At 40.5% G+C, this 20,438-nt stretch carries 18 protein-coding genes; 7 read left to right on the forward strand and 11 right to left on the reverse strand.

Going from position 1 to position 20,438, the window contains the following annotated elements; translation table 11 throughout:
* Positions 1 to 369 precede the first annotated feature (369 nt).
* On the reverse strand, positions 370 to 1,788 hold the full coding sequence (gene sthA, locus MKI79_RS07315) for a Si-specific NAD(P)(+) transhydrogenase (protein ID WP_241571489.1): 1,419 nt from the start codon (positions 1,786 to 1,788) through the stop codon (positions 370 to 372).
* A gap of 562 nt (positions 1,789 to 2,350) precedes the next feature.
* On the opposite strand from sthA, the gene lipA reads away from it, so the two are divergent.
* Entirely contained in the window at positions 2,351 to 3,364 is a 1,014-nt protein-coding gene (lipA, locus tag MKI79_RS07320) for a lipoyl synthase (protein WP_241571490.1), read from the forward strand.
* 87 nt (positions 3,365 to 3,451) lie between these two features.
* On the opposite strand, the gene MKI79_RS07325 is transcribed toward lipA, so the two are convergent.
* From MKI79_RS07325 to MKI79_RS07340, 4 genes are all read right to left on the reverse strand, one after another.
* A complete protein-coding gene (locus MKI79_RS07325) occupies positions 3,452 to 3,859 on the reverse strand; it encodes a GFA family protein (RefSeq protein ID WP_241571493.1) in 408 nt (135 codons plus the stop codon).
* Between the two features lie 175 nt (positions 3,860 to 4,034).
* The gene (locus MKI79_RS07330) at positions 4,035 to 4,619 is read right to left on the reverse strand and encodes a YceI family protein (protein ID WP_241571495.1); all 585 of its coding nucleotides are present in this window, start codon (positions 4,617 to 4,619) and stop codon (positions 4,035 to 4,037) included.
* A 207-nt stretch (positions 4,620 to 4,826) separates the two neighbouring features.
* Complete coding sequence (gene tkt / locus MKI79_RS07335) at positions 4,827 to 6,812, reverse strand: transketolase (protein WP_241571498.1); 1,986 nt, start codon at positions 6,810 to 6,812, stop codon at positions 4,827 to 4,829.
* Positions 6,813 to 7,108: 296 nt separating this feature from the next.
* Positions 7,109 to 7,534 carry an OsmC family protein gene (locus MKI79_RS07340; RefSeq protein WP_241571501.1) on the reverse strand — a complete coding sequence of 142 codons (426 nt, stop codon included), beginning with the start codon at positions 7,532 to 7,534 and terminating at the stop codon, positions 7,109 to 7,111.
* Between the two features lie 208 nt (positions 7,535 to 7,742).
* Between MKI79_RS07340 and crp the strand changes: the two genes are divergently transcribed.
* Entirely contained in the window at positions 7,743 to 8,474 is a 732-nt protein-coding gene (crp, locus tag MKI79_RS07345; protein WP_241571504.1) for a cAMP-activated global transcriptional regulator CRP, read from the forward strand.
* Between the two features lie 116 nt (positions 8,475 to 8,590).
* On the opposite strand, the gene MKI79_RS07350 is transcribed toward crp, so the two are convergent.
* The 3 genes from MKI79_RS07350 to MKI79_RS07360 form a co-directional block, all read right to left on the reverse strand.
* On the reverse strand, positions 8,591 to 9,130 hold the full coding sequence (locus MKI79_RS07350) for a protein tyrosine phosphatase family protein (protein ID WP_241571508.1): 540 nt from the start codon (positions 9,128 to 9,130) through the stop codon (positions 8,591 to 8,593).
* Positions 9,131 to 9,226: 96 nt separating this feature from the next.
* Complete coding sequence (locus MKI79_RS07355; protein WP_241571510.1) at positions 9,227 to 10,318, reverse strand: 3-deoxy-7-phosphoheptulonate synthase; 1,092 nt, start codon at positions 10,316 to 10,318, stop codon at positions 9,227 to 9,229.
* Positions 10,319 to 10,494: 176 nt separating this feature from the next.
* Positions 10,495 to 11,379 (reverse strand): sulfite exporter TauE/SafE family protein, encoded by an 885-nt coding sequence (locus MKI79_RS07360; protein ID WP_241571511.1) that lies wholly within the window; start codon positions 11,377 to 11,379, stop codon positions 10,495 to 10,497.
* Between the two features lie 202 nt (positions 11,380 to 11,581).
* On the opposite strand from MKI79_RS07360, the gene lpxB reads away from it, so the two are divergent.
* The 3 genes from lpxB to MKI79_RS07375 all read left to right on the forward strand — a co-directional run bounded on the left by lpxB (position 11,582) and on the right by MKI79_RS07375 (position 14,656).
* Entirely contained in the window at positions 11,582 to 12,796 is a 1,215-nt protein-coding gene (gene lpxB / locus MKI79_RS07365) for a lipid-A-disaccharide synthase (RefSeq protein WP_241571513.1), read from the forward strand.
* A gap of 166 nt (positions 12,797 to 12,962) precedes the next feature.
* Positions 12,963 to 13,352, forward strand: coding sequence for a hypothetical protein (locus MKI79_RS07370; RefSeq protein WP_241571516.1), 390 nt, complete (start codon positions 12,963 to 12,965; stop codon positions 13,350 to 13,352).
* A gap of 186 nt (positions 13,353 to 13,538) precedes the next feature.
* Positions 13,539 to 14,656, forward strand: a protein-coding gene (locus tag MKI79_RS07375; RefSeq protein ID WP_241571755.1) for an IS3 family transposase whose coding sequence is annotated in 2 segments (ribosomal slippage) — positions 13,539 to 13,758 and positions 13,758 to 14,656 — 1,119 coding nt in all. Because the reading frame shifts where the segments join, the coding sequence is not laid out codon by codon here.
* Positions 14,657 to 14,944: 288 nt separating this feature from the next.
* On the opposite strand, the gene MKI79_RS07380 is transcribed toward MKI79_RS07375, so the two are convergent.
* The gene (locus tag MKI79_RS07380) at positions 14,945 to 16,213 is read right to left on the reverse strand and encodes a serine hydrolase domain-containing protein (protein WP_241571757.1); all 1,269 of its coding nucleotides are present in this window, start codon (positions 16,211 to 16,213) and stop codon (positions 14,945 to 14,947) included.
* Between the two features lie 245 nt (positions 16,214 to 16,458).
* Between MKI79_RS07380 and arsC the strand changes: the two genes are divergently transcribed.
* Together arsC and arsH are read left to right on the forward strand one after the other, a co-directional pair.
* The gene (gene arsC / locus MKI79_RS07385; protein WP_241571519.1) at positions 16,459 to 16,899 is read left to right on the forward strand and encodes an arsenate reductase (glutaredoxin); all 441 of its coding nucleotides are present in this window, start codon (positions 16,459 to 16,461) and stop codon (positions 16,897 to 16,899) included.
* A gap of 84 nt (positions 16,900 to 16,983) precedes the next feature.
* On the forward strand, positions 16,984 to 17,703 hold the full coding sequence (gene arsH / locus MKI79_RS07390; protein WP_241571522.1) for an arsenical resistance protein ArsH: 720 nt from the start codon (positions 16,984 to 16,986) through the stop codon (positions 17,701 to 17,703).
* A gap of 68 nt (positions 17,704 to 17,771) precedes the next feature.
* On the opposite strand, the gene MKI79_RS07395 is transcribed toward arsH, so the two are convergent.
* Together MKI79_RS07395 and MKI79_RS07400 are read right to left on the reverse strand one after the other, a co-directional pair.
* Positions 17,772 to 18,632, reverse strand: a complete 861-nt coding sequence (locus MKI79_RS07395; protein ID WP_241571525.1) for a MaoC/PaaZ C-terminal domain-containing protein — start codon at positions 18,630 to 18,632, stop codon at positions 17,772 to 17,774.
* A 126-nt stretch (positions 18,633 to 18,758) separates the two neighbouring features.
* Positions 18,759 to 20,150 (reverse strand): 3-oxoacyl-ACP reductase, encoded by a 1,392-nt coding sequence (locus MKI79_RS07400; RefSeq protein ID WP_241571527.1) that lies wholly within the window; start codon positions 20,148 to 20,150, stop codon positions 18,759 to 18,761.
* Between the last annotated feature and the right edge of the window lie 288 nt (positions 20,151 to 20,438).

Raw genomic sequence — 20,438 nt, forward strand, 5'->3', positions numbered from 1 at the left:
GTTTACTGCTCATAAGCACCTCGTTAATTAGCCATTTTATCTAACTAAAAGGTGTCTACAAAATCGGTGGCTATTCAGACTAACACACCCGCTAATCTACTACAGCCCCTAACTTTATCTTCGTTTAGTTCTCCATCGCACAGATGGCTTAGAAAAAATTAAAACAGGGAAATTGAAACCGAATAACGTGTCCCATCACATAGATGGCTTATGAGCACGAAAGAGCAACGCTGTTGCGGATTGTGTGCAAGAAAACGGATGTCATCTCGACATTCATCATCTAGATGGCTTAGGAAAAGATCTCAACGGCAATGCATAAATCTAAAAAAGTGGTGCATTAAACACCACTTTGGTCAGCATCAGATAGAATCAAAATAGTCGATTCATACCATTTAATGCTGCAACACGATAAGCCTCAGCCATCGTTGGATAGTTAAAGGTCGTTTCTGCAAAATATTTGAGTGAATTATCTGGGCTTTGCATGACTGCTTGTCCAATATGCACAATCTCTGACGCATTATTACCAAAGCAATGAATACCCAAAATCTCCAAAGTATCACGATGGAATAGGATTTTTAGCATACCGACCGTATCGCCAGTGATCTGCGCTCGAGCAAGTTGACGGAAGAAAGATTGTCCAACTTCATAGGGAATTTTTTCTTCTGTGAGTTGCTGTTCATTTTTACCAATCGAGGAAATCTCAGGAATGGTATAAATCCCTGTTGGAATATCTGTAACAGGTTTAACATGCTTCTCACCGACCATATTCGCCCCCGCACAGCGCCCTTGGTCATAGGCAGCTGAGGCAAGTGACGGCCAACCAATCACATCGCCTGCAGCATAGATATTTTCCACTTCAGTTTGATACTGCTCATTCACAGTCAATTGACCACGGCTATTTGGTTGTAACCCTACATTTTCAAGTCCTAAGCCATCGGTATTACCAGATCGACCATTACACCAAAGGATCGCATCAGCTTTGATCTTCTTACCACTCATCAAATGCAAAACCACGTGATCATCAAAAGTTTCAAGCTTATCAATTTGTTCATTATGACGAATCAAAACACCGAGCTCACGTAGGTAGTACGACAAAGCATCAGAGATTTCATCATCCAAATAGCTGAGTAGTTTCTCTTGGGTATTAATCAGATCAACTTTGTTTTCAAGTCCAACAAATATCGAGGCATATTCACAGCCGATCACCCCTGCACCATAGATAATGATTTTTTGAATATGAAAATCCAAATCAAGAATTTTATCTGAATCAAATACACGTGGATGGTTAAAGTCCAATTCCGCAGGCTGATATGGACGACTACCTGTAGCGATCACGATTTGTTTGCAGATTAAGGTTTCTTTGATACCTTCGTTGCTAAATACTAAAACTGTATTTTTATCTTGGAGATAGGCACGACCATGATAAATTTCGATTTGATTTCGATCATAAAATCGTGTGTGCGTTTCTACTTGTTGCTGAATCACTTTATGCGCATTACGCAAAATTTGTTTCATGGTGAATTGTTTCCACTCACCTGCTTTTTGAAACAATGAATCACGCTGATAGCGAATGATGCTAGATACGGTTTGACGAAGAGCCTTACTCGGAATCGTACCGACATGCGCACAGTTACCACCCAATTGTTCACGCATATCGACAATCGCTACCCGCTTGCCTGATTTTGCGAGCTTCATCGCAGCACCTTCACCTGCTGGACCTGAACCAAGTACGACCGCATCGTATTTGGTGTAATTGGTACTGGACAGTTCTTTTTTGCGTGCTGGCATTCGATGCTCCTTTTAGCAGTGATCGTCGTTATGAAATATAGTGGCTAATGATAGAAACTAACTTTCTTAAACTCTAATTTTAAACCCTTAGAATCAAATCATGAAGAAAAACATTAGGGTCTGTTGGCATTTCATCCATGCATTGCGTTATAAGCTAAAACTACAGAAACGAGGCATGAAACGCAGGGAATGGTCACTCCCTTACCAAGTTTCATAACGAAGTTTATGGCAGTTTTAGCGATAACCCTTCGGGACTAGGATGTTTTTTGACGCTACGTCGTTAGCAATGAGTCATTTAGAATGACTAAACTTCCTCATTACTGCCTTGTATCGCCTAAAAAACATCCTTAGTCGCAAGCATCTGTGAAATGCTAACAGACCCTACTGATTAATCATAAAGTTGAATATATAGTATGCCCAATATATGTTAAAAATGTATATGAAACACTTATACTTTTAGTTATAGCGTCATTTCGTATTTGAATGGCAAAGCACGCAATTTCGATTGTAAATTTCGTTATAATATCGCTCTGCCTGCAATCCTTGAGGAATAAAGATCATTATGTCTGCAAACCGTAAACCTGAACAGGGTGTCAAACTTCGTGGTGCTGAAAAAGTCGCTAGAATCCCTGTAAAAGTTGTGCCTACGGTTGAAGTCCCTCGCAAGCCAGACTGGATCAGAGTCAAGATGACTGCACCTGAAGAAGTTCAACGCATCAAAACCACCTTAAGAGCGCAAAAGCTACATACCGTCTGTGAAGAAGCAGCCTGTCCAAACTTACCTGAATGCTTTGGTGGTGGTACTGCAACATTTATGATCATGGGGGATATCTGTACACGTCGTTGCCCTTTCTGTGATGTTGCACATGGTCGTCCGAATGCACTTGATGCAGACGAGCCACGACATATGGCAGAAACGATTTCAAATCTCGGATTAAAATATGCAGTGATCACTTCTGTAGATCGTGATGATTTAATAGATGGTGGCGCACAGCACTTTGTTGATTGCATTACCGAAGCACGCAAACTTAGCCCAAAAACATTACTCGAAATCCTTGTGCCAGACTTTCGTGGGCGTATGGATACTGCGCTGCGCATTATGACTGAATGCCCGCCTGATGTGTTTAACCACAATATCGAAACCGTACCACGCCTCTACAAAGCGATGCGTCCAGGCTCTGACTATCAACACTCTTTGACCTTATTAAAAATGTTTAAAGAATACTGCCCTGATGTCCCGACCAAATGTGGTTTGATGGTGGGTATTGGTGAAACAGAAGAAGAAGTAATTGCACTGCTCGACGATTTACGTGCGCATGATGTGGACTATGTGACGATTGGTCAATATCTGCAACCTTCAAAACAACATGCGCCAATTGATCGCTTCGTGACACCTGAAGAGTTTGAACGCTATGCTGAGCATGGTCGTAAACTTGGATTCCGTAATATTTGGTCTGCGCCTATGGTACGCTCTAGCTACTTCGCCGATCGTCAATACTATGGTGAGCCTGTTCCTGCTGTACGTCGTAAAGTTGCACCTGAAAAGAAAATTGAAGTCTTTGCTGTTGAAGCCTAATTTTCGACATTCAAGATGAATATAAAAAAGCCAAATCAATTTGATTTGGCTTTTGATCATTTGAAAACTAAACAAAATTAAATCGAATTAAAATGATCCACTAAACATTTTTTCAATATCGGCTTGCGTGAGTTTTTCGGCTGTTTCAGAAAAGAATGGATAAAACGTCGGTTTATGATCTACATATATCTCAGACACGATTTGAGCTTGCTCAGGGAAATCAAAAAGCTGTGAATTTAAATAAAATGTCTGCGGATCTGCATTGAGTTGATAAAATAAATTCGTTCCGCATTGCTTGCAAAAACTACGTGAACCCCACTCTGATGATTCATAGCGTTGAATATGATGTTCTCCAGAAATTTGAACACGTTTCGACTCAAGTGACATATGCGGACCACCGCTCCATTTGCGACACATGCCACAATGACAGACTGCGACCTCGCTTGTTTCTTCAATCTCAAACTTCACTTCACCACATAAACATTGACCTTGCATCACCTTTCTCCCTTACGATTTTTATCTAATCACTATTGGACAAATCTTGTTGTTCCGCACTTTATTTGAATTCTTAACTTAACAAACTTTGGGCATAAAAAAACACAAGCATTGCGCACAATACTTATGTTAATTGTAAAAGCCTATTTCTAATCAGTAGAAGCGATGATTTGACTTATTTCTTAACAACAGACGCTTCAGTGGTAATATTCACGCTGATTTTATCGCCAACATTTGGCACATACGCAGCAATACCAAATGCAGAGCGATCAAAGCTCGTGGTTGCATTAAAGCCAACTGTATCTAGCTTCGTCATTGGATGAGGTGCTTTCTTATTCAGTACCGCATCTAGTACCACAGGCTTCGTTACGCCCTTCACTGTTAAATCACCAGTGATTTTGAAGTTCTTACTATCAGTCGTTTCAACTTTGGTACTTTTGAATGTAATCGTAGGATATTTCTTCGCATCAAACCATTCTGCGCCAAGTAAGTGCTCATCAAGAAGTTTCACGTTTGAATTAACACTTTCTAAAGGAATGGTCACATTGACGGATGATTTTTCAGGATTATTCTCATCAACTTTGATGACACCTTGAATATCTGTAAAGTTGCCACTTGGTGTAGAGAATCCAAAATGATCCCAAGTAAATACGGTCGCCGTATGTGTTGGGTCAATTTTATAATCGACAGTTTTTGCAAAGCTCACTGCTGAGGTGAAAGTTAAAGCCGTTGCGACTGCCAATACGTTTAAAGTTTTCATTGTTGCTCTCTTCTTAATGTCAGATTAATGTCGGTTGAACGAGTTAATTATAGATAAACAATACCGCATTTATAGAACGATCGACACAACACTCTGTGCTAATTTTGCAACGAAGTTTTTCGAAGAGCATTGATCATTTATTGATGATTAACAAAAAAGCGCCCTATAAGGACGCCTTTCGAATCATGTTAAAATTTTTATGTGAACTTAGCTCAAGCTATTTACCGCATCGACAACAGCTTGCTTAGTAATACCAAAATGATTAAACAAATCTTTGGCAGGTGCAGATTCACCATAAGTCGTCATGCCTATCACTTTGCCATCTAAACCAACAAATTTCCACCAGTAATCCACATGCGCTGCTTCTACCGCAACACGTGCACGAATATTTGATGGAAGTACAGCTTCACGATATGCCGCTTCTTGTTGCATGAATAGCTCAGCACATGGCATAGATACCACACGTACACCATCGAGCTCCGCATACGCTTGCATTGCCAAATCAACTTCTGAACCTGTTGCAATGATGATGGCTTTCAGCTCACCTTTCTCTTTCGCAAGGACATAACCGCCTTTGGTAATATCATCAATCTGTGCTTGATCACGCGTTTGGAATGGTAGGTTTTGACGTGACAAAATCAACGCAGTTGGACCATCTTTGTATTGCAGTGCAGATAACCACGCTACAGCAGTTTCCACCGTATCGGCAGGACGCCACGTGTGTAGATTTGGTGTACCACGTAAAGATGCAATTTGCTCAATCGGCTGATGTGTTGGACCATCTTCACCTAGACCGATAGAGTCATGGGTATAGACATGAATGATACGTTGCTTCATCAATGCAGACATACGCACTGCATTACGTGCGTACTCCATAAACATCAAGAATGTTGCTACGTAAGGGATAAATCCACCGTGCAATGCCACACCGTTGGCAATCGCAGTCATACCAAACTCACGCACACCATAGTGTACATAGTTGCCCGCAGGATTGTCTTGAACGCCTTCTGCACCTTTCCAAAGCGTCAGATTCGAACCTGCCAAATCCGCAGAACCACCAAGTAATTCTGACAATAATGGACCAAAAGCTTGTAAGGTATTCTGACTCGCCTTACGAGTTGCAATGGTTTCACCTTTGGCATTGGTATCTGCGATAAACTGCGCTGCTTTTTGAGCAAAGTCCGCAGGCAACTCACCTGAGATACGACGTAATAATTCTTTCGCTTCAGTTGGATATTTTGCTTGATACTGTACAAAGACATCATTCCACGCAGATTCAGCTTCGCTACCTTTTGCTTTGGCATCCCATGCGCCATAAACATCTTCGGGAATAACAAAGGCTTCTTCAGTCCAACCCAATGCTTCACGTGTTAATGCAATTTCATCATTACCGAGTGGCGCACCGTGGCAATCTTCTTTACCTTGTTTGTTTGGTGAACCAAGTCCAATCACTGTTTTACAGATAATTAATGTCGGTTTTGCAGTTTCTGATTTTGCTTCAACAGTTGCTTTACGGATTGCATCTGCATCATGCCCATCAACACGCAATACTTGCCAACCATACGCCTTGAATCGTTGTTCTGTATCATCACTGAACCAGCCTTCAACTTCACCATCGATTGAGATGCCATTGTCGTCATAGTAAGCAATCAATTTACCGAGTTGAAGTGTCCCTGCCAAAGAACATACTTCATGCGAAATACCTTCCATCAAGCATCCATCACCCAAGAAGCAATAAGTAAAATGATCAACGACTTGGATATCTTCTTTATTGAACTGTGCTGCTAAAGTCTTTTCCGCAAGTGCAAAACCAACTGCATTGGCAATCCCCTGACCCAGTGGCCCAGTGGTCGTTTCGATACCTGGCGCATAGCCATACTCTGGATGACCAGGTGTTTTTGAATGAAGTTGACGGAACTGTTTGATGTCTTCAATAGACAAGTCATAACCTGTCAAATGCAAAAGCGCATAATGCAACATCGAGCCATGACCATTTGACAATACAAAGCGGTCACGATTCGCCCATTGTGGGTTGCTTGGATTGTGAGATAAAAATTCACGCCAAACCACATCTGCAATATCTGCCATACCCATCGGCGCACCGGGATGACCTGAATTCGCCTGCTGTACTGCGTCCATCGCCAAAACACGAATAGCATTGGCAACACGACGTTCATTAAGTGGGGTTGTCATAGATCAGATTCCAAAAAGTGATTCATCCAAGAAAAGCAAACAGACTGAAGCAAAAACAATCAAAACAGTATGCTTGTAAGCTGTGCGATATTGTCCTAAAAAAAGCCTTATGGGTAAAGCCTTGATTGTCAATTTTGTGTCACTAATCACACAGTTAAACTAAAAAATTGCAAATTAAGTTTTGTATCTACTAAACAATAAAAGATCCGCATAGCGACTGATCTTTAAAGTTTTACGACAGCAAATCGTTCAGATCCACTGAGTGGTGTGGTGTGATGCTTAGCGCTGAATGAGCTTTAGGCTTCAGCTTCTAATATTTCAAAATCATGGGTAATGATGACACCGCCATCCATTAACATTTTACTTGCAGAGCAATACTTCTCCGCAGAAAGCTCAACAGCTTTTGCGACTTGTTTTTCTTTAACGGCTTTGCCAGTCACAACAAAGTGCAAATGAATCTTGGTAAATACAGCAGGAATGGTATCGGCTCGTTCTGCCTGGAGCTCACACTTTACATCTGTAATGTCTTGACGTGCTTTTTTCAAAATGGTCACAATATCAAACGAAGCACAGCCACCTAAGCCCATCAAAATCAATTCCATTGGTCGAGCGCCACGGTTTTCTCCGCCATATTCCGCAGAACCATCCATAATGACATCATGACCACTCGCAGAAGTGGCTTTAAATGACACATTCTCTAACCATTGAACTTGTGCGTGCATTGCATCTCCGTTTAAAAAACTATACATTTATCGGGTTCAATATATTAGCATATCGTTATACGATGCGTAATCGAATCTATGCGCCATTTCACTTTTAAAATACAGCTGTATATAATTAAACAACTGTATATAATTGTGTCAATCGCTACAATTTGGTCATTTACATTTGGTATTCGATTCGCACTTCTTTTAAAGCTTGGGGTAAATCATGCTCACTTCTGATTTTTCTAGATTAAGTACAGATGCGTTGTCACCTGGTCAACTACCAGAGTCTGTCAAAGCATTGCTTAAACGAGCAAAAATCAATCGTTTTCCTAAAAAGACAACAATTGTACAGGCAGGTGCCGAAGCGCACTCACTCTATCTAATCCTAAAAGGTTCTGTGTCGATCATTATCGAAGAAGATGATCAACGTGAAATCATCGTGGCATATTTGAATGCAGGTGATTTCTTCGGTGAAATGGGCTTATTTGAAACCCAGTCGCATCGTACCGCAGAAGTTCGTACTCGTGATGTCTGTGAAATCGCTGAAATTGATTACGACACATTCCATGAGTTGTGTCATCAATATCCTGATTTGAGCTATGCACTCTTTGCACAGCTTGCACGCCGTTTGAAAAATACTACACGTAAAGTGACTGACCTTGCCTTTATTGACGTGTCTGGTCGTATTGCACGTTGTTTGATTGATTTGGCAAATCAACCTGAGGCGATGATGTTGCCGAATGGTCGTCAGATTCGTATTACTCGTCAAGAGATTGGTCGTCTAGTCGGTTGTTCACGTGAGATGGTTGGTCGTGTACTCAAAACGCTTGAAGAGCAAGGCATGATTGAAACCGAAGGTAAAGCGATCTTGATCTATGATGCCTCTTTAAAAGCGATCGAAAATTCATCTGAAAATCATAGCAATGATGACTATGACGACAAAGATGAAGATTAATCTGTAAATTTGAATTCGAAATAAAAAACAGCCGTTGATATGGCTGTTTTTTTATTGATCGGTATCATCTATTTGATTAAAGATAAAATTTTAAAATATAAAAAATTAAAATAAACTTAGCTTAGCTCCGCCAACTCCTTAGTAGACTGTCTTGCTTGTAATTGCAAACGCACTGCATGAATCAGCCCTGTCCAAGTTTCATTGGGTTGCCAAACTTTTTCTAACAACGCATCAGCTTCTGCCAAATCCATTCCCATATAAAACTGTCGATACAGAAAAATCAAACTACTCGCCCGCATATTCTTGGCACAATGCACCCATACTTTTTGTTCTTGTACGAGATGGTCGATCAAGTCGATCACAAACAAAGCCCCGCTACTACTCGGACATTCCCACAATAAAGGCACTTGAATATAGTCCAGTCCAAGCTCAAGGCAGATTCGATCTTCATTAGGCAGATGGTTTGAGGCATCCGTCAAAGCGAGATTGACGATCGTCGTGAAGCCTTGTGCTTTGATTTCAGTCAGTTGTTCAACCGTAGGCTGTCCCGACGTTGCCAAATGTGCATGTATCCATTCAAACTGTTCAATCTCTTGTAGTTTACTGGATAGATCAGGCTGACTTTCAATGTCGGTCATTTCATCATCAATATTCATAAAGTTCACAGTCTTTAAAATGATCAGCTTTAATTTTGATTCTCTACATAAAAAGTCTATATAAAAAACGCCATCAAATGATGGCGTTTTTTAGGATTAACGATTTGGTAGTACGTCTTTCAATGCGTCGTGCATTTCTAACAAGACTTTTTCAGTGGTTTCCCAATCTATACAACCATCAGTCACAGACTGTCCGTAAACGAGGTCATTTAAGTCTTTTGGAATATCCTGACGACCACCTTTCAAGTGGCTTTCAAACATTACACCAACGATGGTTTTATTGCCATCGACGATTTGGTTGGTCAAGTTTTGCAATACCAAAGGCTGTAAGTACGGATCTTTGTTTGAATTCGCATGACTTGCGTCGATCATGATCTTGTTGCTGACTTTGGCTTTATTCAGCACATCTTCTGCTTGTGCCACCGAGCTTGCGTCATAGTTTGGTTTGCCATTACCGCCACGTAATACTACGTGCGCATATGGGTTGCCACTGGTGCGGATGATCGCTACTTGACCATCATTGTTTAGACCTAAGAAACTATGCCCTGACTGTACAGCTTGCATTGCATTGGTCGCTACGGTTAAACCACCGTCCGTACCATTTTTAAAACCGACTGGTGATGACAAGCCTGATGACATTTCACGATGCGTTTGGCTTTCAGTAGTACGTGCGCCAATCGCAGACCATGCGATCAAATCTTGTAGATATTGTGGTGAGTTTGGGTCAAGTGCTTCTGTTGCACATGGCAGACCTTTTTCATTAAGTTCAAGCAAAAGCTGACGACCAATATGTAAGCCCTTTTCAATATCAAAAGAGTCATTCATATCAGGATCGTTGATTAAGCCTTTCCAACCCACTGTAGTACGTGGCTTTTCAAAATAAACACGCATGATGATATACAGCGTATCTTGGATTTTTTCACGTAGCGCAAGCAAGCGATCTGCATATTCATGTGCAGCTTTTGGATCGTGAATTGAGCAAGGCCCAATCACCACAAAAAGGCGTTTGTCCTTACCATCTAAAATATCACGCACAGTTTGACGACCATTGACCACGCTATTGCGGGCTTGATCAGACAACGGCAAATCTTTTTTTAATTGAGCTGGCGTAATCAAAGCTTGTACGCTGGCAATGTTCAAATCGTTAACAACAGTATTCGCCACTTCTTGGGCGGTTAAATCACTCATTAGTCTTCCAAACTTTTTTCAATATAACAACTTGGCTCGAATATAGCATGTTTCCATAGCTTGATCATTACAAAAGCACATGAAAAACTTAATTTTCATGTGCTTTTTTCAATCAAATTAAACAGCTTTCCCAATCACTAATTTTTCACATAAAAAGAAATGCTAAATATTTCACTTTAAACGATCTTTTGAGATTGCGCTTGCAAGATCACCACTTGCGCTGTTTCGGCTTTGACTGGTTTTACTTTGATTGGATTGACAATAAAGTTCACACCTAAAGCAAACAATGTAATCCCCAAAATTCGACGGATCAAACGCTCAGGCATTTTTGAGCTGAGTAATGTACCCACCACGATTGCAGGAATCGAACCGACCAATAACCACATCAATAGATGAAAATCGACATTACCCGAATTCATATGCCCAAGCCCTGCCACTAATGTCAGTAGCACCGCATGAACCACGTCCGACCCAATAATCCGAATCATTGGCATATTCGGGAACATGATAATCAACGCCATAATGCCAAATGCCCCCGCACCGACTGATGATAAGGTCACAAACACACCTAAAATCACACCCATGATGATGATATAAACACGCTTATTCTTAGTAATAGCATTCGGGTCAATCACCGTTTCACTTGGATTGGGATTGCGATATTTGCTAAAGAATCGCTCAATCTGCGGACGGAAAATAATCGAAATACCCGTAATGGTCAGCATAAAACCCAAGAACATGGTTAAGAGCATTTTATAATGCGTCGATTGACTCAAATAATGCTCAAGCACCCAAGTCGTTGCAAAAGATGCAGGAATACTACCCAGTGAAAGAAAAATCACTAATGGCCAAATGATATTGAGCTTTTTCGCATGCACTAAAGAACCACAAAATTTGGAAATTGAGGCATACAATAAATCTGTACCAATGGCGATATGTGGCTCGATCTTAAACAAACCAATCAGAATCGGTGTCATCAGTGAACCACCACCAACACCTGTCACACCGACACAAAAGCCAACAACCACACCTGCCAAGATAAAATGAATGACATCGAGCATGTATTTTCCAAAATATTCAAAACTGTGCGCATCTTATAACTTTTAGTGCTAAGACGTTGTAATCAAAAGTGCATAGCTTATGAAAATTTATGATAAAGCCATGCATTCGATAGCGAATTATTCACTCTTGATTTGCAATATTATTCTCAGACTCAAAATGCTAAAATGCCTAAATTCAATTATTTAACCTAGCGAGATCAGCGTGTCAGATTCCAAACCATCGAAACCTTTAAGAATCGGTATCGTCGTCGGTGAAGTGTCTGGAGATACGTTAGGCGCAGCGTTAATCCGCAGTTTTAAAGCACAAGGCATCGACGCAGAGTTTGAAGGCATTGGCGGACCGCAGATGATCGCCGAAGGCTTCAATGGCCTCTATCCAATGGATACGCTGTCGGTGATGGGTTTGGTTGAAGTGTTAAAGCACCTGAAAGAACTGTTTGCGGTACGAGATGGATTACTTGCACATTGGCAATCGCAACCGATTGATTTATTTATTGGTATAGATGCGCCTGATTTTAATTTACGGGTTGCCAAATCCATCAAAGACTTAAAACTGCCAACCAAAACTGTGCATTATGTCAGTCCGTCGGTGTGGGCGTGGCGTCAGAAACGTGTCTTTAATATTAAATATGCTTGTGATTTGGTGCTGTGTTTATTTCCCTTCGAAGTGGATTTTTATCAAAAATATGACGTGCCTGCGGTGTTTGTCGGGCATCCATTGGCGAAGTCGTTACCACTTGAAACCGATACCTTAGCCGCCAAACAACAGCTCAATCTCGATCCTGAACAGCGTTATATTGCGCTCTTGCCTGGAAGTCGCTCAGGGGAAATTGAACGCTTACTGCCTGTGATGCTTGATAGCGTGGCGTTGATGCAACAGAACAATGACGGTACTAGAAATTCAACCACAGACTTTCATTATTTAATCCCTGCGATCAATGCCAATCGTGCCAAACAGATTCATGAACTTTTGGCGACTCAAGAAAAATCCATTCAAGACCATATCACGGTAATTGATAATCAAAGTAGAGAGTCTAATATCGGGCGGCTGGTGATGTCAGCGAGTGATGCGATCGTGTTGGCATCGGGGACGGCGACTTTAGAGGCGTTGCTACTGCATAAGCCGATGGTGGTGGTGTATAAGTTGCATTGGCTGACGTATTTTATTGCGTCGATGATGGTCAAAATTCCGCACTATTCCCTGCCGAATATCATTGCCAAAAAAGCATTGGTCAAAGAGTTGATTCAGTCGGATGCGACTGCGCAGAATATTTATCAGGAGTTACAGCAGTTGTTAATGACTAGTAAAGGCGATGATCAAATAGAAGCGTTGATAGGTTTGCATCGTCTGCTGACTTCGGATGATTCGATCCAAGATCCTGCAAAGGCAATTATTGAGGAGTTTGGATTAGGTTGAATTAATGCTAAAAATTATAGGTTGTAAAATCAATATTACTTTGATCTTGATAAATAACTGTGCTAAAAATTCTTTGATGAGTGTTACTAACTCGACAATTACTCAGTATATAGTAGATTCTTCGAACAAGATTTTTAAACATCAATACACGACTAGATTATAAAACATGCTTGAATTCGCCAACTTTCTCGTAAAGCGAAACGAAAAAATTAAATATTATAACCTTCTCAAAGATTTTCTTTCTGATGGAAAGTTAGATGAAAATGAAAAGCTAGAGTTAGAAAAGCCAGCCTCCGAATGTAATCTTACGGAAAGTGAACTTCTGGATGCACACAAAAAGGCGGCATCTATTGCTTTTAAAAACATCACTAGCGATGGAAAAATAACAGTTGAGGAAAAAGAATCTCTCGAAGAACTGATAAATTACTTTAAAGTGAGTCCAAAAGATTTCAATTTTGATCAAAATGTATTTAATAAGTTCTACACTTTAGGGCTAATAGATAAAGGCTTGGACTTCTCCCAGAAATTAAAAATCATGATATTGATATCATATTAAAAAAGGCGAAGTCTTGCACTGGGGATGTAACAGTGCTTTAAAAAATTCCAAAAAGTAACTCATCGTACAAATGATGTGAGTCGAAAAAAACGGACACTTTAACTTGGTAAACTATAATGTACTCATCAGGAGTTTACCATGAGCAAAACACGTAAAACGTAAACTGATCAATTCAAAGCAGAAGCGATCAAACAGATAGAACAAAATCAAGGCAATATCAGTGCTACCGCCCGAGCTCTAGGCATATCGATGCAGACACTTTCAAATTGGTACAATAAATCTAAAGCAGGCAAACTAAAAGGTACAGAAAGCTATGATGCAAAGCATGTCGCTCTGATTGAAGAAAACAATAAACTCAAGCAACAACTTAAAATTGCCGAAATGAAGCGAGAATTGCTAAAAAAAGCGGCAGCGTACTTTGCCAAAGAAAATCAGTGAGGTACGCATTCATGAAACAATATTATAATGACTCCCCAATTCGCTTGATAGCACGCCTGCTCAAAGTCTCTGTCTCGGGTTTATATGATTGGCTACGTCAAGATATAAGCCCAAGAACTATTAGGCGAAATCAACAGATGATATGGGTTCAAATTGCCCATCAAGAGATGAAAGAAAGCTATGGCACAATTCGTCTAAGCAACTATTTACAATCACAAGGCATAAACATTAGCCAATATGCTGTGCGTAGAATCAAACAGGTTCATCAACTGTACTGTAAACGCCACAAGCGGTATAAGCAAACAACGAATAGCAATCACAAGAAACCTGTATACGATAATCTATTGCAACAGGATTTTAAAATGTCTCATCCAAATCAAGCATGGACAACCGACATTACATACATATGGACAGCCGAAGGCTGGTTATACTTAGCAGCTTTTAAGGACTTATACACCAAGCAAATCCTCGGCTATAGCCTTAATGAGCGTATGATAGCAAAGCTGGTGTGTGATGCATTATCGATGGCTATACACAATCAAAAACCGCCTAAAGGGTTAATTGTCCATTCAGACAGGGGCGGTCAATACTGTAGTCACGATTATCGAAATATGTTGGAAAAGCATGAATTTCAAGGCTCAATGAGCAAAAAGGGTGACTGCTTCGATAATACTCCAATTGAGAGTTTCTGGGGAATACTCAAAAATGAGTTAGTTCATCATCACAACTATCAGACTAGACAACAAGCTAAAGAGGATATTATCAAATATATTGAATTATTCTATAATCAACGACGGATTCAAAAGGGGTTAGATTTTAAAACACCAAACCAAATGGCAGAAGACTTTTATAGCTTCGCTGCCTAGAATCTCCCAAGTGAAAGTGTACGGGAAAATAGACTCACATCAAAACGAAAAGTGTTGAAAAAATTGGAACACCAATCGCTGCAGGGAAATTAAGAATTTTTTTATTAAATAATGTGGTCGAAATAGACAGCAAAAATACTATCGTCAATACTTGTAATAATAAATAACTACCCATGTAGATCGACCTTAAATCAAATCACGCAAAACGGAATGAACTAGTATACACAAGGCGCATTTATTCTATGGCAGAATTTAATACGTTCTATGCTTAAATCTAAGATTTGAAATTTAAAACCAAGACTTCTTGCCTTGCCGAAGCTCATCAGCGCATTGTAATGTCGTTTGCGTCAACCACCATAGACGATAGTCCCCTGTGATGCTTCCCGATTTAAAATTATGAATATAGGCAAAAGAGAGCTCACGAGTTGGATCACACCATGCACCCGAACCGTTGTAGCCAATATGACCAAATGCTGTCGGCACACGCTTACCCAGTGTAAATACACGATGATAACCCAGTCGCCAATGCATCGGGATCGGCATCACTCGATCTCGTGCATGCGTTTGAATGCTACTGAGTTGTTCAAAGACTTCAGGCTTAATGATCACTTGATCTTGCCAAACGCCTTTATTGGCAAGCATGGCATAAATTTTGGCCAAACTATTGGCACTAAATACGCCATTTGCCGAAGGAATCACCGCTTGTAGACCTGCATCACTAAAGAAATCAAACTTACCCATACTACGAGGTACAAGCGCATCTTCCGCATCATAAGGGTTAATGCCACTTAAGCTAATCACTCGCTCAGTAAAGCTAAGCGGTCGTCGCCCTTCACTATTTAACGGTTTAGGCGGTTTTTTTACATTTGTCGCATTGGGCTGTACCGTTTGAATCTTTTTGAATGGTCGAGCAACTCGAGATAATTCTGAATCAGGCACGCCAAAATACGCTGCATCCAATTGTAATGGTTCAACCAAATATTGTTGCATCACTTCTGCTAAAGGCTTTTGCATAACCTTTTCAATGACACCACCAATCAACCAACCAAAACTCATCGCTTGATATGCCGTCGCTGTACCGGGTGCAAAGCGTGGTGTCGCCTTTTCAAAGGCACTAAGCATTGCTTGCCAATCCAACATCACTTGTGCATTGTCGATGGTATGTCTGATGTCAAACAAACCACTTTGATGGCTAAGTACATGACGAAGCGTAATATTCTCTTTACCATTTTGAGCAAATGTAGGCCAATATTGTGTAATTGGTGTGTCATATTCCAAGAAGCCTTCGCTGACCAAAATATGCGTTAATGTCGCCAATACCGCTTTACCTGTAGAGTAGCTCAGCGCCATATGCTGTGCATCCCACAACTCATCAGGATTCGCCTCACCTGTATATAACTCTGCAACAGCCTGACCTTGATAATAAACACTAATCGCCGCACCACCGTGCATTGTTTCAGGTTGAATTTGACTGAGTACATTGGCCAAAGGCTGAAATTGATCAATACATTGTCCACGATAATTATCTTTATTGCCTTGTGTGATTTTCTTGAGAATTTTTAAGCTTGACATCTTTCTTCCAAAAACAAGGTTATTGGGTTTATATTCTAAGTGTCATGAAACGCAATGCAATTGCAAAATATGTTTTTTCTGCCTGACATATTTCTTTGAGCGAAAGCCTTGATCCTGAAATTTTCAAGATAAAAATCAATCAAAATAAAAATCTAAAATGTAAGAAATCTGTCATCCAATATATATGCTTTTCCATATATACTACACACAACATTGAACAGGTGATCACCATGAATCCACAAAACAACATGACAATCTATCACAACCCTGCCTGTGGCACTTCACGAAATACGTTGGCATTGATTCGTAATACTGGTGTTGAGCCAAACATTATTGAATATCTCGTTCATCCACCTACACGTGATCAATTGGTCAATATGATCCTTGATGCAGGTCTCAATGTTCGTGATGCTATTCGTCAAAATGTTGATCCATATCGAGAATTACAACTTGAACAAGACCACTGGACAGATGATCAATTGTTAGATTTTATGTTGGCGCATCCTATTTTGATCAATCGCCCATTTGTGATCACCTCAAAAGGCACACGCCTATGTCGTCCGTCAGAAGTTGTGCTGGATATCTTACCGCTTCCACAGCTTGGTGCATTTCAAAAAGAAGATGGCGAACAAATCATTGATACACAAGGACAACGCATCTCGTCGAAATAGAACAAGTCATTGAGGCTAGGTGTTTAACACGACAGCAAACACATTGAATAAATCGTTTATATAAAAAAACCCAATTGAGACTTTATGAATATTTCTGACCCAAGTTTACCCAACCTAAATATTGAACAACTGCAAAAGCCGAGTTTTAATGAGATTCAAGCGGTTAAGCGAGATCATCCGCCACGAATTTTATTGCTATACGGCTCAAATCGTGAACGCTCATACAGTCGTCTTGCTGTATTAGAAGCAGGTCGAATCTTGCAGTATCTCGGCGCTGAGGTCAAAATCTTTCATCCCAAAGGATTACCTTTGCCCGAAGATGCTGAAACTGATCATCCCAAAGTCACAGAACTTCATGAATTACTCCGTTGGTCGGAAGGCAGTGTTTGGTGTTCACCTGAACGCCACGGTGCGATGAGTTCGATTTTAAAATCACAAATAGATTGGATTCCACTTGCCAATGGCGCAATTCGTGCAACACAAGGTAAGACACTAGCATTAATGCAAGTTAGCGGCGGCTCACAGTCTTTTAATAGCGTCAATCAAATGCGAATATTGGGACGTTGGATGCGCATGATCACCATTCCAAACCAATCATCTATTCCCAAAGCTTTTTTAGAGTTTGATGAAGATGGACGCATGAAGCCGTCTGCTTATTACAATCGCATCGTCGATGTCATGGAGGAATTGTTTAAATTTACCCTGCTCACTCGTGGACAAAGCGACTATTTTACCGACCGCTACTCCGAACGTTGTGAATCAGCAGAAGAACTCTCTAAACGTGTCAATCAACGAAGTCTTTAAGCCAGATTAAAAAAGCATAAGCTCAGAGTGAACTTATGCTTTGAATGAATTGCTCGAAAACTGTCTGCTTAAACCAATTTGGTTAATTCACCTGACAAATGTGGTTTTTTATTCTTAACATTTTGCACAAGAAAATCGGTACTTTGTTCTTGTTCTGCAGTTAAAAGCTCAACTTGTGATGGCAACTTCATTGGCAATTTAAACCAAACATCTGCGCTATAGCTTGCAGGTAATGGTGCCAAATCAGCAAGAGCACGTGCCTTACTCCACATGCCATGCGCAATTGCATTGTTAAAACCAAACGCTTTTGCAGTGAGTGCATGGATATGAATTAAATTAAAATCACCTGAAATCATCGCATAACGACGACCTGTATTTTCAGCCAAGCGCCAAGTTTGCTTGAGTTGATAATCAGGCTTTTTCTCAGCTTTGCTATTTTCACTTGGTTTTTCAGTGACTTTTTGGCGTGATAAATAGGTGGTTAAACCTTCAAATACCAATTCATCACCTGATTTTGCACTGATGATAAAGTCAAATTGTACACCTTTATCATGCGGTTTCAGCTCGCCGAATTTACAGCTTAATTGCAACGCTTCAGTCGCCTGAATGGTACGATATTGCTTGATTTGATTACGAATATGCACCAAACCGAGTAATACAAATGGAAACGGCTCACTGGTCATCATGTGCATTTGTAAACTTTGCGCCAACACTGCCAAATACATTGCAGGCACTTCATTGTTGGTAGGGAAATTACAGATTTTTTGATATTTATGCAGATGCTCAGCGTCAATTTCTAAACGATCAACCACATACTCCACTTGTGGTAATGTTTTTTCTTTGCTACCACCTTTTTTAATCAGTCCTTGAATGACCTTTGGATAGGCAGCATAAGCTTTTGGTAATTGGTCAAAATGACGTGTTCTCATTGATTCATCCTCTAATTTTATCTCAAAAGCTTTTCATATATAGCCATGATAAAAAAAGGGTGACTTGCACCCTTTTATCTTTTTATAGCTTATACAAAAGATAAGTCTAATTTAAATTCTAGCTGATTAAGCGCCAAGCAAGCTCTGACCGCAGACACGTACCACGTTGCCATTTAGACCTGTTGACGCAGTTGATGCAAAATAAGCAATCGTTTCTGCCACATCAACAGGAAGACCACCTTGACTCATTGAGTTCATACGGCGACCAGCTTCACGGATGGCAAATGGGATCGCAGCAGTCATTTGTGTTTCGATAAATCCAGGTGCAACTGCATTGATGGTGATACCATTTTTCAACGTTGGTGCAGTGAATTTCACCAAACCAATCACACCTGCTTTTGATGCTGCATAGTTGGTTTGACCCAAGTTACCTGCAATACCACTAATCGAAGATACGCAAACAATACGACCGTTAGCATTTAAGCCGTCATTATTCAACAAGTAATCGTTTACACGTTCATTCGAAGCAAGGTTGATGTTGATCACCATGTCCCAAAGCTCAGGCTTCATATTTGCCAAGGTTTTGTCACGTGTTACACCTGCGTTATGCACGATGATATCTAGACCGCCTTTGTCCGCTGCCGCCGCTTTGATCTTTTCACCTGCATCAGCCGCTGTAATATCGAGTGCCAATACCGAACCACCGATTTCCCCTGCAACACGCTCAAGATCGGCTTGCTGTGGTGGAATATCCAAACAAATCACGTGTGCGCCATCACGTGCCAAAACATGTGCAATCGCTTCGCCGATACCACGGCTTGCACCAGTCACTACAGCAGTCTTACCTGCCAATGGCTGTGCCCAATCTACTTTAACCGCTTTGCCTTTAGACACACGAATCACTTGACCGGATACATAAGCAGAGCGTGGAGAAAGTAGGAAACGAAGTGTAGATTCAAGATTTGCTTCTGCACCTTTGTCCACATAGACTAGCTCAGCAACAACACCTTTTTTAAATTCTTTACCGACTGATTTTACAAAGCCTTCGAGTGCACGCTGTGCAATCGCAGCAGATACTGAACCTGCTTTCTCTGGTGTTGTACCAATTACGATCACTCGACCAGAAGCTTCGATTTGACGAGCTACTGGATTGAAAAACTCATACAAATCTTTCAATTGATCTGCATTTTCAATGCCTGATGCATCAAATACCAATGCTTTAAATTTAGACTCTTTATCACCGCTATTAAAGGCACGAAGATTCAAACCCACTTCTGCAGCAGTTTGCTGAAGCTGTGCATTATTGCCTGCATAAGTATCTGCATGGATATTGCTCAATACTTGGCTAATTGCACCAGTTAGTGTGCTATTAACTGCAGCACCAAGAAGCACCGCACCTTGAATAACAGGCGCACCTGCTTGAAAACGATCTAAAGCAGTTGGAGATGGTAGACCCAAATTTTTAATCACAAACTTACCGATTGGGGATTTTGCAAAGGCTTGATACTGATCAGACATGATTGTTCTCTTAAACTAAGGTTAATTCGGACTAAAGGTTAACTCGGACTGAATAAAACACAATATGAATGCTTCGATGTATATCAAAGTTTCAAGGGTAAAAAAACCAATGATCCGTCGATATTGTCACCAAATTTTAATCACTATTGATAAAAATGATTTTACATACCATTATCATACTGAGTTTGGATAAACTTGTCTTGACCCCTTGATTGGATTTGTCATGTCAATACAGTCAATTTGATCAAGCCAAGTTTGTGATAATATCTTAATCGAAAATGAATAAAA

Origin of the sequence: Acinetobacter sedimenti, from assembly GCF_022601685.1 — a bacterium.
Lineage (GTDB): Bacteria > Pseudomonadota > Gammaproteobacteria > Pseudomonadales > Moraxellaceae > Acinetobacter > Acinetobacter sedimenti.